Origin of the sequence: Pelagerythrobacter rhizovicinus (assembly GCF_004135625.1) — a bacterium.
Classification (GTDB): domain Bacteria; phylum Pseudomonadota; class Alphaproteobacteria; order Sphingomonadales; family Sphingomonadaceae; genus Pelagerythrobacter; species Pelagerythrobacter rhizovicinus.
The window spans coordinates 939,786-958,124 of the sequence record NZ_SDPV01000001.1 but is presented as its reverse complement, the minus strand read 5'-3'; the positions used below and the strand labels follow the sequence as shown (position 1 = coordinate 958,124).

Below are 18,339 nucleotides of genomic sequence, written 5' to 3'. Positions count from 1 at the left end.
TCATCCCACTCTCCTACGACGGCCTCAGTATATTCCGCCCTGGTCCTCGACGAAATCGGATGGTTGACCATGGGCCGCCCCGCCGTCCTGGGCTTTGCGACGCGCCATCTCGCCCCGGCGGATCAGCTCGAGGAACTCGCGGCGCTTGGCCTCGATCGCATCGGCGCGGGTACGCCGCGGCGGCTCGGTGTCGGGTTTGAACGCTTCCCAGATGATCGAACTCAAGGGTTCGTCGGTTGGCCAGCCATCAAGCACACGCTTGCCGGAGCGCCGATCGATCCGCACCATTCGGACTCCTGCCGGTGCGACGAACGGTTCGTCCGACCAGCGATCGCGCGTTTCCTGCACGAACTCCTTGAACATGGGCGCGGCAGTGTTCCCGCCCTGAACCCAGCCGCCCATGTTCCGCGGCTGGTCGAAGCCGAGGTACATGCCCGCAATGATTTCGGGCGATCCGCCCACGAACCAGGCATTGGTGGGTCCGGTCGTCGTGCCGGTCTTGCCGAACAGCGGCAGATCGAGATCGCGCAGGCGCACCGCCGTGCCCCGCGTCACCACGCCTTCGAGCATATGCACGACTTGGTAGGCGGTACGCGGATCAAGCACCTGCTTTCCGCTGCGGCCCGGCCGTGGCATGGGTTTCCCGTCCCATTCGGACATGCTGCACCGCTCGCATTTACGGGCGTCCGCACGCCAGATGACTTTGCCATGGCGATCCTGGACATAGTCGATCAGCGTCGCGTCATTCTGCCGCCCGTGATTGACCAGCGCCGCGTAGGCGTTGACCATCTTGAGTACAGTGGTATCGCCCGCCCCCAGGGCGAACGCCGGGTAAGGCTCGTAGCTACCGATGCCCACGCGCTCAAAGGTATCGATGACCTTCGGCATGCCCGCGTCCATCGCAATGTGGACGGTCATCAGGTTGCGGCTCTGCTCGAGCCCCCATCGCATGGTATGGACCCCGCCGCCGCCGCCGCCGAAGTTACGGAAGCATTTCTCCCCCAGCGCGGCGCCCTGGTAGAAGCAGAAGGCCTGGTCCGGAACCTGGGTTGCAGGCGTCATCCCGTTGTCGAGGCCTGTTGCATATACGAACGGCTTGATCGTGGAGCCGGGTTGACGCTCCGCCTGGGTGGCGCGGTTGAAATCGGTCAGGCGACTGTCGAAACCGCCCTGCATGGCCAGAACCCGGCTCGATTCCGGATTCATAGCAACAAACCCCCCGGACACCTCCGGCACGGTGCGTAGGCGATATCCGTTCCCTGAACGCTCGACCGCAACCACATCGCCCACCTTCACCGCATCGGGAAAGCCAGTGAGTGGGTAGGTCTCCCCATCGGTTAGCCCCACGGTTGCCGACGATCCGGCGCGTTCCGTCACCACGCCGACGCGCCAGTTGCGAAAGTTGAGCCCGAGATTCGACGAACGAAGCTGCGCTATGAGATCGCCGTTGTCGGGGTCGATCGTCGCCACCGGCCCCGGCCAGCCGCGATTTCCGTGATAGCGCAGCATGCCGTTGCGTAGTGCATCGCGCGCGGCGCTCTGCAACGCGGGGTCGAGCGACGTGCGGACCCATAGCCCGCCCGCGTAAACACTGTTGCGGCCATCCTCTGCCGTTTCGCCGAACTTCTCGATCAGCGTGCGCCGAACTTCCTCGAAGAAGTAACCCGCGTCTACCGTCGCGTGCTGGGCGCGCATCGGCTTCAGGCCGAGCGGTTCGCCCTTGGCGTCGGCTGCCTCGCCCTCTGTGATGAAGTCGTTCGCCACCATCTGGTCGAGCACGAAGTTACGCCGCGCAAGTGCCAGGTCCTCGTGCTGCTTGCGCCCGTAGCGCTCGGGCGCCTTGGGCAGGATGGCGAGGAACGCCATCTCGTGCAATTCCAGATCGCCGACATCCTTGTCGAAGTAGGCGCGTGCGGCGGCCTGCACGCCGAAGCTGCGCCGGCCCAGAGGGATCTCATTGAGGTAGAGCTCGAGGATCTGCTGCTTGCTGAGCACCCCCTCTATGCGCCGCGCGAGCATCATTTCCTTGAGCTTGCGGGTGATCGAGTATTCGTTCGACAGAAGGATGTTCTTCGCCACCTGCTGCGTGATCGTCGATCCGCCCACAGCGCGCTCACCCGAACCGAACTTGCTGACGTAGTCGACGACGGCACCGGCAAGCCCCCCCGCGTCAATCCCGCCATGGGTGAAGAACGTCTTGTCCTCGGCCGCGAGATAGGCCTCGATCAGCTGCTGCGGGAAATCGGCATACTGCAATTGCACGCGCCGTTCGCGCGCGTAGGAATAAACGATCTCTCCGTCGATCCCCCGTACCATCGTCGGCAGCGGTGGCTCGTACTCCAGCAGCATTTCCGCGTCGGGAAGATCACGCGCGAGCAGTGCCCACACGACGATCCACAGCGCCAGAAGCGCGCCCAGAAGGACGACGCCCCAGCGGAACCAGCGCTTCTCGCGCCAGCTGGTCCTTAGCCAGTTCATCGCTCCGGACGCATCGCGGCGGATCCGATAGCGGAAGTATTCGGTGGTGGACTGTTCGGCCATAATCTGGATGCGGTCCCTAGCACGCGGCTTTCGTCTTGCGCCATATCGATTAGGTCGGGCAGCTCAGAATCTGCGCCGTCACCGGCAACCCGTGAGGAATACAATGCCCGCCACCCCCGCCTGGCCGCCGAAGTCCACACCACGCCTCTACCTCGACCAGCGTCTCGACGTCGGCGCCACGATTGAGCTCGACCACGGTCAGACACGCTATCTGCTCGGAGTGATGCGGCGAAGCGACGGCGACGTCGTGCGCCTGTTCGACGACACGACGGGCGAGTACGTGGCACGCATCGCCGCAGCCGGGGGCGGACGCTGCCTCGCAACGGTCGAGGAGAAGCTGGCGCCCCGCGAGGAAGTGCCGGATCTGTGGCTGTGCGTTTCTCCCCTTCAGCGCGACAATTTCGCGCTCGTTGCCGAGAAAGCGTGCGAGCTCGGCGTGCGGCGCTTCGTTCCGGTCGAGATGCGCCGCTCGGTAGTGCGCAAGATCAACGAAGCGCGCCTGCGGAAGCGGATCATCGAAGCTGCCGAACAGTGCGAGCGTACTGCGCTGCCCGAGCTCGCCACAATGACGAAGCTGGATCGGCTCGTGCAGAACTGGCCGGTAGATCGCTCTCTGTTCTTCGCCGACGAACTCGGCGGCGAAACGCCGGCGGAATCCCTGGTGAACCATTCCGGCCCCGCGGCACTGCTGATCGGGCCAGAGGGCGGCTTCGACTATGTCGAGCGTGCCGCGATTCGTGCGCTGCCGCAAGCGCGCCCGATCTCGCTCGGCCCACGAATCCTGCGCGCCGAAACCGCGGCGATCGCGGCCACGGCGCTGTGGATGGCCTTTGCCGGGGACTGGCGCAATTAGCGCTTTCCTCGAATTCACCGGTTGCCTATCGCGAGCGGCATGAGCACACGCGAAGCCTCGGCCGCCGACGACCCGACCATCGAAAGCCGCGATCAGCTGGTCGCGCCGATTGCCGCGGGCGAAAAGCCGAGACACGCGTGGCGCATCGGCACCGAGCACGAGAAGCTCGTTTATAAGCGGGAGGATTTCCACGCCCCCGCCTACGACGAAACATGCGGCATTCGCGATCTCCTGCTGAATCTGCGCAAGTTCGGATGGGAGCCGGTCGAGGAAGGCGGCAAGGTCATCGCGATGAGAGGCCCCGATGGCACCGTCAGCCTCGAGCCGGCGGGACAGCTCGAACTATCGGGCGCACCGCTCGAGAATCTGCACGAGACGTGCAACGAGACCGGGCGCCACCTCGAACAGGTGAAGGCGATCGGCGAATGCTGCGGCGTCGGCTTCCTCGGCCTCGGCATGTGGCCGGACAAGACTCGCGAAGAGCTGCCCGTCATGCCCAAGGGCCGCTACGAGATCATGATGCGGCACATGCCGCGCGTGGGCACCCTCGGCCTCGACATGATGCTGCGCACCTGCACGATCCAGGTGAACCTCGACTACGGCAGCGAAGCGGACATGGTTAAGAAGTTCCGCGTCGGGCTGGCGCTCCAGCCGCTCGCAACCGCGCTCTTCGCCAACTCGCCATTCACGGAGGGGAAGCCCAACGGTTACCTCTCCTATCGCAGCCATATCTGGTCGGACACCGATCCGCACCGCACCGGCATGCTGCCCTTCGTGTTCGAGGACGGCTTCGGCTACGAGCGGTGGGTCGACTACATGCTCGACGTGCCGATGTACTTCGTCTTCCGCGACGGGAAGTACATCGACGCCGCGGGGCAGAGCTTCCGCGACTTCCTCGAGGGCAAGCTGCCTGCCCTGCCCGGTGAGAAGCCGCGCGAGAGCGATTGGTGGGATCATCTTTCCACTGCATTCCCCGAAGTGCGGCTCAAGAGCTTCCTCGAGATGCGCGGCGCCGACGGCGGGCCGTGGAACCGCATCTGCGCCCTACCCGCCTTCTGGGTCGGCCTCCTCTACGACGAAGGCGCGCTCGATGCGGCGTGGGAGGTCGTGAAGGACTGGACGATGGAGGAACGCGAGACGCTTCGCAACGCAGTGCCGAAACTGGCCCTCGATGCCCCGCTGCCCGGCGGCGGCAAGCTGCACGACATCGCTCGCGAGGTGCTCGCAATCTCGCGCTCGGGGCTGGCGGCACGCGGACGGCTCAACACCGGGGGCGACAACGAGACCGGGTTTCTCGAGACCCTCGAGGAGATCGTCGCCAGCGGAAAAGTCCCGGCGCAGCGCCTGCTCGACCTTTATCACGGCGAGTGGAAGGGCGACGTCTCGCGGGTCTACGAGCAGAGCTTCTAGACCTGCCTACTCGGCGGGTTGACGCTGCATCGTCGGCCGGCGGGGTCGCAGTCGGCGCCGGAGCGCGGCGAGCCGCCGGGTGATCGGCCCGTGACGCTCCATCCACGCGTAGTATTCTCGGTACTTGGCGTCCTCGCCAAGCAGGTGCGCCTCCTCGGTCTTGGCACGCCAGTAATAGATCGCGCTGACGCAGCCGAGAAAGAAGGTGTTGCGCACCACGTCTACCAGCGAACCGCCCGAAACGAGGAACGGCAGCGTCGCGCTCCACCAGAACAGGTTCTTCGACAGATAGGCCGGATGCCGCGTGAAGCGATAGGGTCCGTTCGTCAGCACCCCGCGATACGTCAGATTGGAGAACCGCAAACCGAACGCGACGGTCGCCCAAGCGTAGATCGCTGTCAGGAACACGAGCCAGGCCGCCCAGACCCAGGCCAGAATGGGATGATCCCCGAACCAGAAGCCCCAACCGGGCGTGTTGATCTCGTACGCCAGCATCCCGTCGGCACCCATGAAGGCGAAGACGAGGGGGGGATAGCAGATCAGCGCTGCCAGCCATCCGGCAAGGAACGGATTGCCGCTGCGGATGTGCGCGTCGAGCGGTCGGAAGGTGACGAGATAGCCGACCGTGCCGATCTGCACATCGATCACGAACAGGAGCCCGATCAGCAGCATGCCGAGAGCGACCGGATCGCCCGCAACCTGCGACAAGTCGGCGTCGACCACCGAAGCGAAGCCGCCGGGCAGGATCGAGAGCATGAAGGCGCCGAAGAAGGCCTTGATGATCCAGGCGCGCCAATGCCTCTTCACCTCTTCCGGATCGAAAGCCTCGCGCCTCAGCAACATGGCGCCGAAATGCCAGGCGTGATCGCGTGGGTTCACCATGTAGCGGTCGAGCCAGAGCACATAGGGCACCGAGAGCACCACGAGCGGAATCGCCGCGGCGGCGATCACGTCCATCGCGAAGAGATATTGCCCCCGCCAGTACCAACGTGCGGCGCAGTAGAGGAACCCGATAATCGCCCAGGTCGCCCAGAGGCCGGCGATCTTTACCAGCGAGACTTCTAGCACTTCGGACAGGGCGCGCTTGCGGCGCCAGTCGATCCCGGTGGAGGGGTTGCGGTGGACCTTGTCGACGAAGATCGACCACAGGACCATCGGTGCAGCCGAGAAGAGCAGCGCAGTCAGCGCGGCATGGGGGCCGGAGAGCGGCTCGCGCGGTCCCGGCAGTGCGAAGGCCTCAGCGATATGCGGCCAGTTGCGGCACAAGACGATCCAAACGAGCAGACCCAGCAGTCCGGCAAAGCCCACGCCCGCCGAGACGTCGCTGGCCGGGGGCCCCTCCGCGGAGATCGGATGCGCGCTCATGACGAGTCGCGCGATAGCGGCAAAGGGTTAAGCGCGCGGTAAGAGCCCCGGCGGCGCGATTACCGGAAGGCGTGGATCGTGCCGCCGTCGTCGAGCAGGTAGAGAGTGTTGTTGGCCACCACCGGCGGAAGCGACACGGGCGTTTCCAGATCGGTGAACAGGCTTGCCGACCCTTCGCCTACGCCGATCTTATAGATTTCCCCCCGCGTGCTCGCCGCCCAGAGATTATTGCCCGCGAGGACGGGACCGGTCCAGAAGATCGGGCCCTCCTTGTCCTCTTCGTCGCGGTAGCGCTGCAACTGCGTGAGCCAACGCACCTTGCCGGTCGCCCGCGCGATCGCGAGCAGGCGGGCATCGTCGGTCAGCGCGAAGATCCATTCGCCGGCGACCGCCGGAGTGGAGATGCCCGCGACGTTGAGTTCCCATAGCCGCTGGCCGGTCACCAGTTCGTAGGCGGCCATGCGCCCGCCCTGCCCCAGCGCATAGACGCTGCCGGAATCGATGATCGGGTCGGCATCGATATCGGTCAGCGAACCCACCTCGGTCGATATCGAGGTCCGCGCAAGCGCATCCGACCAGAGGGTCCGCCCGTTCTCGTAGCGATAGGTTGCGAGTTCGCCTGAACTGTAGCCCGCGATCACAGTACCTTGACCAGCCGCCGGCGTCGCAACGCCGAACACGCCAGCCTGCGCCTGCGAACCGGATTCATTCCACTGCGTCTCACCGGTCGCCGCGCTGAGCGCGTAAATCTGGTTGTCCTGCGTCATCACGTAGACCGAGTTGAACGCTATCGTCGGTGCGCCCCGCAGGGGCCCGGCCGGCCGGACCTTCCAGATCTCGCTGCCTGTCTCAGCGTCCAGTGCAATCACCTCGCCTACACCGTTGGTCGCATAGACGCGTGCCCCGTGGTAGCTCGCGCCGCCGCCGAACGCGGCATTGCGGGCATTGCCGGGCAGCTCCATTCGGTGGCTCCAGCGCCGCCCACCGGTCTGTGCGTCGAAGGCATGGACCACGCCGTCCGTGTCGACGGCATAGAGCATCCCTCCGCCGATCACCGGGGCCGACGCAAGCTTGCGGCGCTCGCCGCCGCCGGCGATCTGCACGGTCCAGGCCGGAGACGGACTCTCAGCCAGCGTGAGATGGCCGTAGGATTTGTCCGCCGTGCCGCCCGCCTGCGCCCAATCACTGTTGGTCCGGGCGGGAGGCAGAACCACCGCAACGCCGGCGAGCGACGGATCGACTTTCGCTCCGCTCTCGATCCGCGAAAGTACCGGCTTGCGTTCGCCGATCGTCGGCGTGGTCTTCGTCTCGCCGCCACCGAAGATGCCGCACGCACCGAGCGTGGTAGCCAGCGCTGCCACCGCGATGCCGCGGCCGAGAATGGAAATACGATTCGCCTTCATCGGAAGCTCGTCCTGAGTTATTGCTGTGCTTGCGCCGCGGCCGCGGGCTCCTGAATGCCCTCCAGCACCGCATCGACGTCTTCGATGGCGTCCACCCCGAGCACGCCTGCCATCTGGCGCGCGCGTGATCGGAGGCTCTCGGGCTGCGTCTCGTCTTTGGCGATCGCGGCGAGGAGCGTCCCCGCCTCCTCGTTGTTGCCTTGATCGAGATAGGCCATTGCGACGAGTTCGCCAGCGCTTCCGAAGTAGGGGTTGCCCGGCACAGCCATCGGCTTGAGCCGCGCGACGACGTCGTCGGGTTCACGGTCATCGAAGGTTGCGGCAATCTCGCGAATTGTGGCGAGATCACGAAGCAGCTGCGGCACATCGTCATCCGCTGCAACCTCAGCGTAGATCTTCGCCGCGTCCTCGTTACGTCCCTGCTCCATCGCGATGCCCGCCTTGAGCAAGGCGGCCTGGGTTGCCGCACCGCCTTCTTCAGCGAGCAACGGGTCCAGACGTTCCGTCGCGCTGCCGAGATTGCCGGCCTGGAGCTGATCGAGCGCGCCGACGAGCGTTTCCGATTCCGCCTCCATCGCGGCTTCCTGCCGGTGATCCCAGAACAGATATCCACCGAAAGCGAGGATGCCGAGAGCGACGACTGCGATGAGCGGCTTGCCGTAGCGGCGCCCGAACTCGGCGACTTGATCCTGCCTGACAGCCTCGTCGACTTCGCGCATCAGCACGTCTTCCTGCGCTGCGCGGCGTTGGTCCGGAGTTTGCTTGGAAGTGGGATTCAGGGCCAAGACGTGGCTCTTTCGATCGTTCGAGTGAAGGTTCGCCGGGCTGTTTAGCGGATGACCGCGCCAATTCAACTTGGAAACCGGCCTGTCCCCCGTCGCGTGAACCCGAGGTGAAGCAGGCAGGACGGACGTTCAGTTCAGGGCATCGTTGTCCATCGCGGAGGAGTAGAGACGGCGATAGGCCGCGATCATGGGTTTCTCGTCGTAGCTGGTCCGCGCCTTCTCTCGGTTTGCCTGTCCGATCCGCTCGCGCAGATCGGGGTCGCCGGCGAGTTGCGCCAGGCCGCGGGCCAGCGCGCTTTCATCGCCGGCAGGACCGATCAGCGGAGCATTGGCCTCGGACACCATATCAGCAATGTCGCCCACGGCCGGTGCGGCTACCGGCAGGCCAGCGGCCATTGCTTCCACCAGCGAAATCGGAAACTGCTCGCTGTCGGACGAAAGCGCGAATACGTCGAACAGGCCGACATACCGCTCAGGATGGGATGCAAAGCCCGGCAGATGAACCCGGTGGCCGACATTATACTCTTCCGCCTCGGCCCGGATCGCATCCCGCTCGGGCCCGTCGCCCACTATCACCAGGTGCCAATCCTCGGGCAGGTGGCGAAAGGCGCGTACCAGCAGCGGCAGGTTCTTGACCGGGCGCAGGCCGGCGAGCGTGCCGACCCAGAATTCACCCTTCCGCTTTACCACGCCTCGCAAGGCGTCCGGCTTCGGACGCTTCGCGAACGCCTTCGTGTCGATCCCGTTGGGGATGTGTTTCACCCGCCCGATCGGCTGCTCCCAAACCTTGAGCGCTATGCCTTCGAGCGTTTCCGAGGGCACCACCAGCCCGTTGGTGCGTCCCAGCGCGATCTTGCGAAACCAGTTGCGCGTCGGCTTGAGCCGGGTGCGCTCGTCTTCATTGAAGCCGTCCTCGTGATGGATCAGCGACGGCAGGCGGAAGACATCCTTGAACACGGTGTGCGCCATCACCGCGTTCATCGCCCCCCAGTTGTATGTGAGCACGAGGTCGTATTCCTGCATTGCGCGGGCGAGGCGCTGCAGGCGCCCGGGAGTGGGCTTGCCCTTCAGCGCCGGGAAGTCACGGGGATAAGTTACGGGAATCTGCCGCAGGATGTGCTGCGCCGCCTCCATTCGTTCCGGTTCCGCCGAGACGATCGTATGCGACACTTTCGGGCCAAAAGCGTTGATCAGCCGAACCGAGCGCAGTTCCTTGCCGCCGGCGGCAAAGGTCGAGTGAAGGTGCAGGATCCGCGCCTTGCCGCGTCCTGCGACACTCATGCCGCCTTCGCCATCAGCCGGTCGATCGCGGCCAGGACAGCCGGTTCGTCGAGTAGCGGCGCGTGGCCCGTGTCCGCCACCGTGACAAGTTCCGCGTCGGGATGCCGCGTGACCATGTTCCGGGCGGTCTCTTCGGAAAGCAGGTCGGAGAGTGCGCCGCGCACGATCAGCAGCGGTGCGCCCTGCAGCGCGTCGTATGCGGGCCAAAGGTCGGGCGGCGCAGCGCCGTCGCCGGCCTGGAACGGCTCGGCAATGCTCATGTCGTAGTCGAACGCGATGCGGCCGTTCTGCTGCACCGTCATCGTGCGCTTGGCCATGGCGATCCATCCTTCGGTGTCGAAGCCCGGATGGGCCGCCGAATGCACTTCCTCGAGCGCGCGGGCGGCATGCATCCAGGTCGGGAAATTCCGGCCCTGACCGACATACTCGGCGATGCGCGCCAGCCCCGCCGCCTGAAGCTCGGGACCGACGTCGTTGAGCACCGCACCAGCGATCCGGCCTGGCTCGGCCGCGGCCAGCATCATCGTCATCAGCCCGCCGAGCGAGGTCCCCACGGCGACGAAGCGGGAAATCCCCTCCTGCGCCAGCAAGGCAGACACATCCTCGACATATGTCATCGGCGTGTAAGTCGCCGGGTCGCGCGCATATTCGCTGTCGCCCCGCCCGCGCATCTCGGGCACGAGCACGCGGTGCTCCCCCGCCAGATGCTCCGCGAGCGTCGCGAAGTCGCGCGCGTTGCGCGTCAGGCCATGCATGCAGACGACCGGCACATGGTCCTCACGCCCCGGATAGTCGCGGAAATGCAGCTTCAGACCGTCCGGGCTTTCCCAGAAGCGGTCGCTAAATTCTGTGTCCATCGGCTTCGGAGAGTTTCCTGTGTCCAAGTTGCTGCATCTCCGGACGGCCGCATTGCCAGCGTCGCCCGCGAGGCCCACTATCGCCCGATGCGCGAAGATCCGCAAGCGTCGCCCTACCGGCCCGACCCCGCGATCCTGCCGCTCGCTGGCTGGATTGCGGACGAAGTCGCTGCCGCAGAATTCCCTCGCGCCACCCTGCGCTTCCGCAACCGGAGGTGGGATCGGGCGGTCGGCCTGAGCGATCTCGACGACGAGCAATGGGCCGCGCACTTCGCCCGGTTCGAACCCCTCGCGGACAACCTGCCGCGCCCGCTTGCCTTGCGGTACCACGGTCATCAGTTCCGGGTGTACAATCCGGACATCGGCGACGGGCGCGGCTTCTTGTTCGCGCAGATGCGCGATGCGGAGGGGCGGCTGCTCGACCTCGGCACTAAAGGTTCCGGTCTCACCCCCTATAGCCGCACCGCCGACGGGCGGCTGACGCTGAAGGGCGCGGTGCGCGAAATTCTTGCCACCGAAATGCTCGAGGCGCTGGGCGTCTATACCTCCAAGACCTTCTCGGTGATCGAGACCGGGGAAGAGCTGTGGCGGGGCGACGAGCCCTCCCCCACGCGCTCGGCGGTCATGGTGCGGCTGAGCCACGGCCATATCCGTATCGGCACATTCCAGCGTCTCCTCGCGCTGGAGGAACGCGAGCATATGGCGGAACTGGTCGACTATTGCCTCAGGCAATTTCCAGGCCCCCGGCCACCTGCGGATGCGCCGGGGCGGGACGAGCCGGCGACTATCCTGATGCACCAGGTGGTCGAGCGGCTCGCCGACCTCGCTGCAGCATGGATGGTCGCGGGCTTCGTCCACGGGGTGCTCAACACCGACAACATGAACGTGACGGGAGAGAGCTTCGATTACGGCCCATGGCGTTGGCTGCCTGCGTGGGATGCTAGCTTCACCGCAGCCTACTTTGATCATGCGGGACTCTATGCGTTCGGCCGCCAACCGGAAGCGCTGCACTGGAACCTCGGCCAGTTCGCGGTCGCGCTGCGCCTGCTCGCCGATGCGCCGCCCCTGATCGCAGCGCTGGAGCGGTTCGGACCGCTCTACATGGACGCGGTGGCGCGGCGCTGGTGTTGGCGGCTGGGGGTGGAATCCCGCGGATCGGAGCGCGACGGCCTGCTCGTTGCCGCCAGTGAGAAGGCGATGCGGGAAAATGGGACTCAGCCGGATACGTTCTTCCATCGCCACCGCGGCGGACGTAACGCCGAGGGCGAACTGACCGGGGCACTCGAGGGTTATCGCGCCGTTCCTTCGGACGATCCGTACTGGGACCTGCCGGCGCCGGAAACGATGTTGATCGAGGAGGTCGAGGCAATCTGGTCCGCGGTCGATCAGCGCGACGATTGGGCGCCGCTCCACGACAAGATCGGAGCGATCCGCCGTATGGGCCACGCGCACGGACCGCCCCCGCCGCCTCGGGGGCACTGAGACACCGACTGGCAGACAATCGGTTTGTTACTACCTTGGGCCTGTGGCATTGGCCCCGTCATTCAGGAACGCAGGGATACCCGCTCCAGTGAGCAGCAACGATATCGTGTCTTTCGAGCCCGCAACGGGCAAGGAACTGTGGCGCAGCCGGGCCGGCGATGTCGATGAGACGGTCGATCGCGCACGTCGCGCCTGGCCTGAGTGGGCCGCGCTACCGCTGGCGACCCGCATCGAACTTTGCCGCCGCTTCGCGAACGAGGTGCGCAAGCAATCGGACCGCTTCGCAGAACTCATCGCGCGCGAGACCGGGAAGCCCCTGTGGGAGGCACTCACCGAAGTCGATAGCGTCGTCAAGAAGGTCGATATTTCGGTTACCGCCTACGCGGAGCGAACGGGACAGAAGAAGCTCGACAGTGCACTGCAGGGCACGGCCGCGGTGCGGCACAAGCCGCACGGGGTCATGGCTGTGCTCGGCCCCTACAACTTTCCTGCACACCTGCCCAACGGCCATATCGTCCCCGCCCTGATCGCGGGCAACGCGGTGATCTTCAAGCCGAGCGAAAAGACGCCCGCGGTGGGCGAGTTCCTGGTCGAGTGCTTCCACCGCGCCGGTATATCGGAGGCAGTCGTGCAACTGCTCGTGGGGGGGCCGGAGGAAGGCAAGAAACTCGTCGCTCACAGGGGTGTCGACGGGGTGCTCTTCACCGGCTCGGCACAGGCGGGAATCGCGATCAACCGGAAGCTGGCGACCAGCCCCGGTAAGATCGTCGCGCTTGAAATGGGCGGTAACAATCCCATCGTAGTGGTTGATACGCCGAAGATTTCCGATGCGGCAGCACTGATCGTCCAGTCCGCGTTCACTTCCGCCGGACAACGCTGCACCGCAGCGCGTCGGCTGATCGTCAAGACGAGCATGTACGATGCGATCGTCAGCGAGGTGAAGGCGCTCGCAGGGCGCATCATAGTCGATCAGCCCTTTGCCGATCCGCCGCCGTTCATGGGGTGCGTGATCGACAACCAGGCCGCCGATCAGCTTGTCGAGAGCTTTCTCTACCTGCTCTCTAACGGTGGCAAGGCGATCCGGCACATGACGCGCCCGGATGACGACCTGCCGTTCCTCTCGCCCGCCATCATCGATACGACCGCGATGGCCGATCGCCCCGACGTCGAGCTGTTCGGTCCGCTGCTGCAGGTCATCAAGGTGGAGGATCTCGACGAGGGGATCGCGGAAGCGAACAACACGCGCTTCGGCCTCTCCGCTTCGCTGATCGGCGGCACACCGCAAGACTACAATCGCTTCTGGGCCAACATCCGCGCGGGGATCGTCAATTGGAACCGCCCGACCAACGGAGCGTCTTCGAACGCGCCGTTCGGCGGCATCGGTCTTTCGGGCAATCACCGCCCCGCCGCCTATTACGCCGCGGACTATTGCGCCTATCCGGTGGCGAGCACCGAGATGGACCAGCCGCGCGCCAGCGTAGGTGTCGGCTTCAAGGATGCCTGAGCCGTCTCACAAACCGCGGGTGACAAGGTCGATATCCGTCAGCCCCGATGGGCCCGTCCTGGCATAGACCGCGAAAGACGCGTCTCCGCGCCTGCCGCTCAGCACCGTTTCTTCGCCCGCGACAGTGAGAGTGGAGGAAAACCCCGCGCCCAGCGCACGGGTGTGGTAGAAGGCAAGCACCTCTTTCGGGGGCACCGGCGTTCGAAAATTGACGGCGCGCAAAGTGCAGCCCTCCACGTCATTCCCGGCAGCCTCTTGCGTCGCCCCGCGCGGATACACGGGGAATTGCGCCGGCATCCGCGCGGCCCAGATGAAACCGCGCCGGAGCGAACGGACACAGCGTTCGCTGGCTCCGGCGTAAGCCGCACGAGCGGTAACGGTGATGCGATCTTTCAGTGGGACTTCCTCGCCCCGCTTCGCGACGGGAGGCAAGCGGAGCAGGCGGTCGCGCCCGCCGAGGAGGGCGAGCGCCTCCTCACGCGCTGCGTCGGAAGCGCGTGGACTGTCGTTCACCAGGGGAAGCGCATGGTCGACGCCTCCGGTAAGGGCGGCGCTTCCCTCGTTCTGGCGCGAGAGATCCGGGTCCGTGAGAATCTGGTCATTGAGCGCAGCGGCGACGGCGGGATCGATCTCGTCCGCGACAGGCACGACATGCTCGTTGCTGCATGCCGCGACGAACGCGCAGGCGAACAGCACGCCCAAAGCTAAGTCCCGCCTCGCCATGTCAGGATTCCTTCAACCGATACTGGAGGGCGGATGTACTTCGCAGGCGCGAGAATAGGGTTAACCGATGCGCAAAAAAGTGAAGGCGCCCGTTGCCATCGGCAACGGAGCGCCTTCCGCGGCTCGGTGGGACCGCGCTGCGGCTGCAGGTGGGTGCAGCCGAAGGTTGTTAGTGCAATCGCATCAGCGGCAACGCGAACCGCTGCGGTCGATCTCGCGACCGAGGAGCGCACCGCCCGCCGCGCCGAGAATGGCGCCGAGGGTGCGGTCGCCGCGGCCGGCAACTTCGTGGCCGATCACACCGCCGACTGCACCGCCAATCAGCAGACCGGTCGTGCCGTCGTCCTTGCGGCAGTAGTAGCGCCCATCACGGCCGCGCCACGTGCGCCGATCGCGATAGTCGCGATCGCGATGGCGATCGTAACGGCCGCGGTCGTAGCGGCGATAGTCGCGATCGCGGTAACGGTCGCGCCACTGGTTGCTGCTCTCGATCTCGTAAGTCGTTGCGTGAGTCGCCTGAGTGGTCTGATAGGCACTGGCCGGCACCGCTGCCTGTGCAGGCATAGCCATCGCGAGGCCCGGGGCAGCAATTGCCAGTGCTGCGATCTTCAAAGTCTTCATCGTCATCGCTCGGTCCTTTCTTCGTCTCGCCGGACGCCGATTCGATGGGTCATCCGCTCGATGCATTCATGTTTAGGACCCATTTTATGAACGGAGTGCAACACGGAATACAGAATAGAAGATTCCCGACGAGACGGTCTTTTCGGGGGTCGAGATGCCCTCTTGCCGGCGTTCATTGCCGGACCTAAGGGCCGGTGAGTGACCGATGCACCGCCTCAGACCCGGCAATCGGGCTTCGCCGCCGGGCTCGCGGCCTACTTCATCTGGGGCTTCCTGCCGCTCTACCTGCTTCTCGTGCGCGAGGTGTCCGCGTTCGAATTCGTCGGTTGGCGAATTATCTGGACCTTGCCGATCTGCCTGTTGATCGTCGCGGTCCGCAGTCAGGGCCCGCAGGTCCGCGCTGCCCTCGCGAACCGCCGCGTGCTTGCAACGCTGGCAGCGAGCTCAGCGCTGATCGGCACCAACTGGTTCGTTTACGTCTGGGCAATCCAGCACGACCAGGTCTACGCCGCGAGCCTTGGCTACTACATCAACCCGCTGATCAACGTGCTGCTGGGCACGTTCGTCCTGGGCGAGCGGCTGAGCCGGCGCCAGTGGGCAGCGGTGGCGATCGCAGCTTGCGGCGTAGCGCTTCTCCTCGGTGGCGCCTTGACGACGCTATGGATCAGCCTCGTGCTGGCGGTCAGCTTTGGAGCCTATGGTCTTCTCCGCAAGCAGGTCGACGTCGGCGCGCTCCCCGGCCTGACGATCGAATCGGCCCTCCTGCTCGTTCCGGCTGCCGCCATCGCCGGCTGGTACGCCGCCTCGCCTGACGGTTCTGCTTTTGCGCAATCGGTCGAGCTCAGCCTGGCGATCATGCTCGGTGGAATCGTGACCGCAATCCCCCTGCTGCTCTTTGCGATCGCGGCGCGCCGGATGGATTATTCGACGCTGGGGTTCCTGCAGTTCCTCGCGCCGACGATCGTCTTCATCCTGGGCCTCACGGTGTTCGATCAGCCGCTTCGGTCCATTCAACTCGCCTGCTTCGTCTTGATCTGGATTGCGATCGCGATTTTCGTGTGGGACATTCTCGCACGGCGCCAGGCCGACAAGGTCCTTCAAGCCTAGCGGCGCAGTCGCCAGCGGAGCATTTCGCCCGCATGGAACGGAACGACGGTCGTATCCCCCGCATCGATCTCCGCCGGTACATCGACGGACGTCCGTTCCAGCGTGATCCGCTCCTCGTTGAGCGGCAACCCGTAGAACCGCGGGCCGTTTTCCGAAGCGAAGCGCTCGAAGCGATCGAGCGCCCCCTCCTCCTCGAAGACCTGCAGATAGCTCTCGAGCGCGAACGGCGCGTTGAAGATACCTGCGCAGCCGCATCCGCTCTCCTTGGCGTGGCGCGCGTGCGGCGCGCTGTCGGTGCCGAGGAAGTATTTCGCAGAGCCCGAAGTCGCAGCCTTGCGCAACGCCAGCCTATGCTCCTCGCGCTTGGCGACCGGAAGGCAGTAGGCGTGCGGTCGGATCCCGCCGACCAGCATGGCATTGCGGTTGATGTGCAGGTGCTGCGGCGTGATCGTCGCGCCGACATCATCGCCCGCATCATCCACGAACTGCACTGCGTCCCGAGTCGTGATATGTTCGAAGATCACCTTGAGCTCCGGCAGCTCGCGCACCAGGGGGGCAAGCACCCGGTCGATGAAGACCTTCTCACGGTCGAACACGTCGATCTCGGCGTCGGTGACTTCGCCATGGACACACAGCGGCATGCCGATAGCCGCCATGCGTTCGAGCGCCTTGCCGATGTTTGCGACGTCGGTGACGCCCTGTGCCGAGTTGGTGGTCGCGTTGGCAGGATATAGCTTGGCCGCGGTGAACACGCCTTCGCGATGGCCCCGCTCGAGCTCGTCGGGGCTGGTGTGATCGGTGAGATAGCAGGTCATCAGCGGAGTGAAGCTCACGCCTTCCGGCACGGCGGCGAGGATGCGATCGCGGTACCCGCTGGCCGCATCCACCGTGGTGACGGGTGGCGAGAGATTCGGCATCACGATCGCACGGGCGAACTGGTGCGCGGTGAATGCCGCTACTCCGCGTAGCAGTTCGCCATCGCGCAAGTGGACATGCCAGTCGTCCGGGCGGCGAATGATGAGGGATTCGGGCGTGTCGGTCATGGGGGTTCCCTTAGGCGCGTGCCACCCTATCTGTCATCCATGACCGCGACCCGCCTGTTCGAACGCGCCGTGGTGCGCGTAAGCCCCCTCGACGACAGCGAAGATGTCACCGCTTTCCTTCAGGGACTGCTGACCAACGACGTGACAGGGCAGCTGCCGGCCTACGCCGCCCTGCTCTCCGCTCAGGGCAAGACAATGTTCGACCTGATTGTCTGGCCGGGCGGCGAAAGGGAGATGATTCTCGACTGCGAGGCCGCGCACGCGGAGGAACTGGCAAAGCGCCTTTCGCTCTACCGCCTACGGCGCAAAATCGACATCCGCGTGGACGAGACGGTCGGCGTTCACTGGCGCAAGCATCTCGGGGACGGCGCGGCGCCCGATCCGCGGCTGGCGGACCTCGGGGAACGCTGGCTCGCACCCGTCTCCGGCGATGATGCTGCAGCCGACGCGGAATGGCGCGCTCACCGACTGACACTGGGCGTGCCCGAGGGGCGGGACGAGCTGGGCGACGTGCTGTGGCTGGAAACCAATGCTGCGGAGCTGGGCGGCGTAAGCTTTGCGAAGGGTTGTTATGTCGGACAGGAGAACACGGCGCGGATGAACTGGCGGCAGAAGATCAACCGCCGCCTGGTCGTCGTTCCGCTAGACAGATCTGAGGAGAAGCGTCGCAAGGCGGCCTATCCGGCCCTCGGCCTGGCGGTCGATCACCTGAAGGTGGACGCGATCGATCCGGCGTCGGTACCGGGCTGGCTTGCGGAAGCGCTCAGCCCGGCTGAGTAGCCGCCGCGATCGAGTTCAGCAGCATCCGTTCGGCGCGGTCGCGCGCCGCAGTATCCGGCAGTTTGAGCGAGCGCGCGAGAGCCGATCCGATCAATGCGTCGCCCATCGCGAGCAGAACGAGCGCCAGGGTATCCTCGTGCACGCGCGTCAGGTCGCCGTGCGGCCCCGCCTCTTCCGGCGCGATCTCGTCGACGAGGTGGTGGATCGTCTCCACGATCGGCGTGAGGGCGTCCTCGTTGCCGGTCAGGATCATCCAGCTCGCGAGTGCGCCCGCCCCTTCCTTGTCGAAGGCATCGAACGCCAGATCGACGACCTCTCGCGGAGAGCCGAGACCCGCACGACTCGCGCGCACGGCATCCTTGATGCTCTCGCACACGGTTTCGGCCAGATGCCGCGCAAGTTCCTTCTGCAAACCGGCCGCGGAGCCGAAATGATGCAGCAGGTTGGCATGGGTGCGGCCAATCCGTGCCGAGACCGCTTTCAACGTAACCGATTGCGGACCGGTCTCGATAAGTAACGCACGCGCAGCTTCCAGCGCGGATTTGCGGCTTTCTTCGGGACTGAGGCGCTTGCGACTTGCCATG

Annotated in this window: 16 protein-coding genes; 6 read left to right on the top strand and 10 right to left on the bottom strand. The window is 65.4% G+C overall.

Features of this window, described 5'->3' with window-relative positions; translation table 11 throughout:
• Nucleotides 1-24 precede the first annotated feature (24 nt).
• On the bottom strand, nucleotides 25-2,541 hold the full coding sequence (locus tag ETX26_RS04685) for a penicillin-binding protein 1A (RefSeq protein ID WP_129523493.1): 2,517 nt from the start codon (nucleotides 2,539-2,541) through the stop codon (nucleotides 25-27).
• Between the two features lie 103 nt (nucleotides 2,542-2,644).
• On the opposite strand from ETX26_RS04685, the gene ETX26_RS04680 reads away from it, so the two are divergent.
• Together ETX26_RS04680 and ETX26_RS04675 are read left to right on the top strand one after the other, a co-directional pair.
• Entirely contained in the window at nucleotides 2,645-3,394 is a 750-nt protein-coding gene (locus ETX26_RS04680) for a 16S rRNA (uracil(1498)-N(3))-methyltransferase (protein ID WP_129523492.1), read from the top strand.
• Nucleotides 3,395-3,433: 39 nt separating this feature from the next.
• Nucleotides 3,434-4,804: a glutamate--cysteine ligase gene (locus ETX26_RS04675; RefSeq protein WP_129523491.1), complete on the top strand. Its 1,371-nt coding sequence runs from the start codon at nucleotides 3,434-3,436 to the stop codon at nucleotides 4,802-4,804.
• 6 nt (nucleotides 4,805-4,810) lie between these two features.
• Here the strand turns inward: ETX26_RS04675 and ETX26_RS04670 are convergent, their stop codons facing one another.
• The 5 genes from ETX26_RS04670 to ETX26_RS04650 all read right to left on the bottom strand — a co-directional run bounded on the left by ETX26_RS04670 (nucleotide 4,811) and on the right by ETX26_RS04650 (nucleotide 10,495).
• Entirely contained in the window at nucleotides 4,811-6,169 is a 1,359-nt protein-coding gene (locus ETX26_RS04670; RefSeq protein WP_129523490.1) for a methyltransferase family protein, read from the bottom strand.
• A 59-nt stretch (nucleotides 6,170-6,228) separates the two neighbouring features.
• Nucleotides 6,229-7,572: an outer membrane protein assembly factor BamB family protein gene (locus tag ETX26_RS04665; protein ID WP_129523489.1), complete on the bottom strand. Its 1,344-nt coding sequence runs from the start codon at nucleotides 7,570-7,572 to the stop codon at nucleotides 6,229-6,231.
• 17 nt (nucleotides 7,573-7,589) lie between these two features.
• Nucleotides 7,590-8,357 carry a tetratricopeptide repeat protein gene (locus tag ETX26_RS04660; protein WP_225425503.1) on the bottom strand — a complete coding sequence of 256 codons (768 nt, stop codon included), beginning with the start codon at nucleotides 8,355-8,357 and terminating at the stop codon, nucleotides 7,590-7,592.
• Nucleotides 8,358-8,486: 129 nt separating this feature from the next.
• On the bottom strand, nucleotides 8,487-9,638 hold the full coding sequence (locus ETX26_RS04655; protein WP_129523488.1) for a glycosyltransferase family 4 protein: 1,152 nt from the start codon (nucleotides 9,636-9,638) through the stop codon (nucleotides 8,487-8,489).
• The gene (locus ETX26_RS04650) at nucleotides 9,635-10,495 is read right to left on the bottom strand and encodes an alpha/beta fold hydrolase (protein WP_129523487.1); all 861 of its coding nucleotides are present in this window, start codon (nucleotides 10,493-10,495) and stop codon (nucleotides 9,635-9,637) included. The genes ETX26_RS04655 and ETX26_RS04650 overlap by 4 nt, the downstream gene beginning before the upstream one ends.
• 87 nt (nucleotides 10,496-10,582) lie before the next feature.
• Here ETX26_RS04650 and ETX26_RS04645 point away from each other — a divergent pair, with 87 nt between their 5' ends.
• Nucleotides 10,583-11,977: a protein adenylyltransferase SelO family protein gene (locus ETX26_RS04645; RefSeq protein ID WP_129523486.1), complete on the top strand. Its 1,395-nt coding sequence runs from the start codon at nucleotides 10,583-10,585 to the stop codon at nucleotides 11,975-11,977.
• An 88-nt stretch (nucleotides 11,978-12,065) separates the two neighbouring features.
• The gene (gene astD, locus ETX26_RS04640) at nucleotides 12,066-13,481 is read left to right on the top strand and encodes a succinylglutamate-semialdehyde dehydrogenase (RefSeq protein ID WP_129523485.1); all 1,416 of its coding nucleotides are present in this window, start codon (nucleotides 12,066-12,068) and stop codon (nucleotides 13,479-13,481) included.
• Between the two features lie 6 nt (nucleotides 13,482-13,487).
• On the opposite strand, the gene ETX26_RS04635 is transcribed toward astD, so the two are convergent.
• Together ETX26_RS04635 and ETX26_RS04630 are read right to left on the bottom strand one after the other, a co-directional pair.
• Nucleotides 13,488-14,183 carry a hypothetical protein gene (locus tag ETX26_RS04635; RefSeq protein WP_129523484.1) on the bottom strand — a complete coding sequence of 232 codons (696 nt, stop codon included), beginning with the start codon at nucleotides 14,181-14,183 and terminating at the stop codon, nucleotides 13,488-13,490.
• A gap of 204 nt (nucleotides 14,184-14,387) precedes the next feature.
• Complete coding sequence (locus ETX26_RS04630; protein ID WP_225425502.1) at nucleotides 14,388-14,831, bottom strand: glycine zipper 2TM domain-containing protein; 444 nt, start codon at nucleotides 14,829-14,831, stop codon at nucleotides 14,388-14,390.
• Between the two features lie 192 nt (nucleotides 14,832-15,023).
• On the opposite strand from ETX26_RS04630, the gene rarD reads away from it, so the two are divergent.
• Nucleotides 15,024-15,932, top strand: a complete 909-nt coding sequence (rarD, locus tag ETX26_RS04625) for an EamA family transporter RarD (protein ID WP_129523482.1) — start codon at nucleotides 15,024-15,026, stop codon at nucleotides 15,930-15,932.
• On the opposite strand, the gene pyrC is transcribed toward rarD, so the two are convergent.
• Nucleotides 15,929-16,975 (bottom strand): dihydroorotase, encoded by a 1,047-nt coding sequence (gene pyrC, locus ETX26_RS04620; protein WP_129523481.1) that lies wholly within the window; start codon nucleotides 16,973-16,975, stop codon nucleotides 15,929-15,931. The two genes, rarD and pyrC, sit on opposite strands and share 4 nt — an antisense overlap.
• 39 nt (nucleotides 16,976-17,014) lie before the next feature.
• Here pyrC and ygfZ point away from each other — a divergent pair, with 39 nt between their 5' ends.
• On the top strand, nucleotides 17,015-17,755 hold the full coding sequence (gene ygfZ, locus ETX26_RS04615) for a CAF17-like 4Fe-4S cluster assembly/insertion protein YgfZ (RefSeq protein ID WP_129523480.1): 741 nt from the start codon (nucleotides 17,015-17,017) through the stop codon (nucleotides 17,753-17,755).
• Here the strand turns inward: ygfZ and ETX26_RS04610 are convergent.
• Nucleotides 17,739-18,338 (bottom strand): TetR/AcrR family transcriptional regulator, encoded by a 600-nt coding sequence (locus tag ETX26_RS04610; protein WP_129523479.1) that lies wholly within the window; start codon nucleotides 18,336-18,338, stop codon nucleotides 17,739-17,741. The genes ygfZ and ETX26_RS04610 overlap by 17 nt on opposite strands.
• Between the last annotated feature and the right edge of the window lies 1 nt (nucleotide 18,339).

What these genes read in the sequence shown, in the direction of transcription:
- ETX26_RS04685 (WP_129523493.1), bottom strand. Translation starts at nt 2,541, where the DNA reads ATGGCCGAACAGTCCACCACCGAATACTTCCGCTATCGGATCCGCCGC.
- ETX26_RS04680 (WP_129523492.1), top strand. Translation starts at nt 2,645, where the DNA reads ATGCCCGCCACCCCCGCCTGGCCGCCGAAGTCCACACCACGCCTCTAC.
- ETX26_RS04675 (WP_129523491.1), top strand. Translation starts at nt 3,434, where the DNA reads ATGAGCACACGCGAAGCCTCGGCCGCCGACGACCCGACCATCGAAAGC.
- ETX26_RS04670 (WP_129523490.1), bottom strand. Translation starts at nt 6,169, where the DNA reads ATGAGCGCGCATCCGATCTCCGCGGAGGGGCCCCCGGCCAGCGACGTC.
- ETX26_RS04665 (WP_129523489.1), bottom strand. Translation starts at nt 7,572, where the DNA reads ATGAAGGCGAATCGTATTTCCATTCTCGGCCGCGGCATCGCGGTGGCA.
- ETX26_RS04655 (WP_129523488.1), bottom strand. Translation starts at nt 9,638, where the DNA reads ATGAGTGTCGCAGGACGCGGCAAGGCGCGGATCCTGCACCTTCACTCG.
- ETX26_RS04650 (WP_129523487.1), bottom strand. Translation starts at nt 10,495, where the DNA reads ATGGACACAGAATTTAGCGACCGCTTCTGGGAAAGCCCGGACGGTCTG.
- ETX26_RS04645 (WP_129523486.1), top strand. Translation starts at nt 10,583, where the DNA reads ATGCGCGAAGATCCGCAAGCGTCGCCCTACCGGCCCGACCCCGCGATC.
- ETX26_RS04630 (WP_225425502.1), bottom strand. Translation starts at nt 14,831, where the DNA reads ATGACGATGAAGACTTTGAAGATCGCAGCACTGGCAATTGCTGCCCCG.
- pyrC (WP_129523481.1), bottom strand. Translation starts at nt 16,975, where the DNA reads ATGACCGACACGCCCGAATCCCTCATCATTCGCCGCCCGGACGACTGG.
- ygfZ (WP_129523480.1), top strand. Translation starts at nt 17,015, where the DNA reads ATGACCGCGACCCGCCTGTTCGAACGCGCCGTGGTGCGCGTAAGCCCC.
- ETX26_RS04610 (WP_129523479.1), bottom strand. Translation starts at nt 18,338, where the DNA reads ATGGCAAGTCGCAAGCGCCTCAGTCCCGAAGAAAGCCGCAAATCCGCG.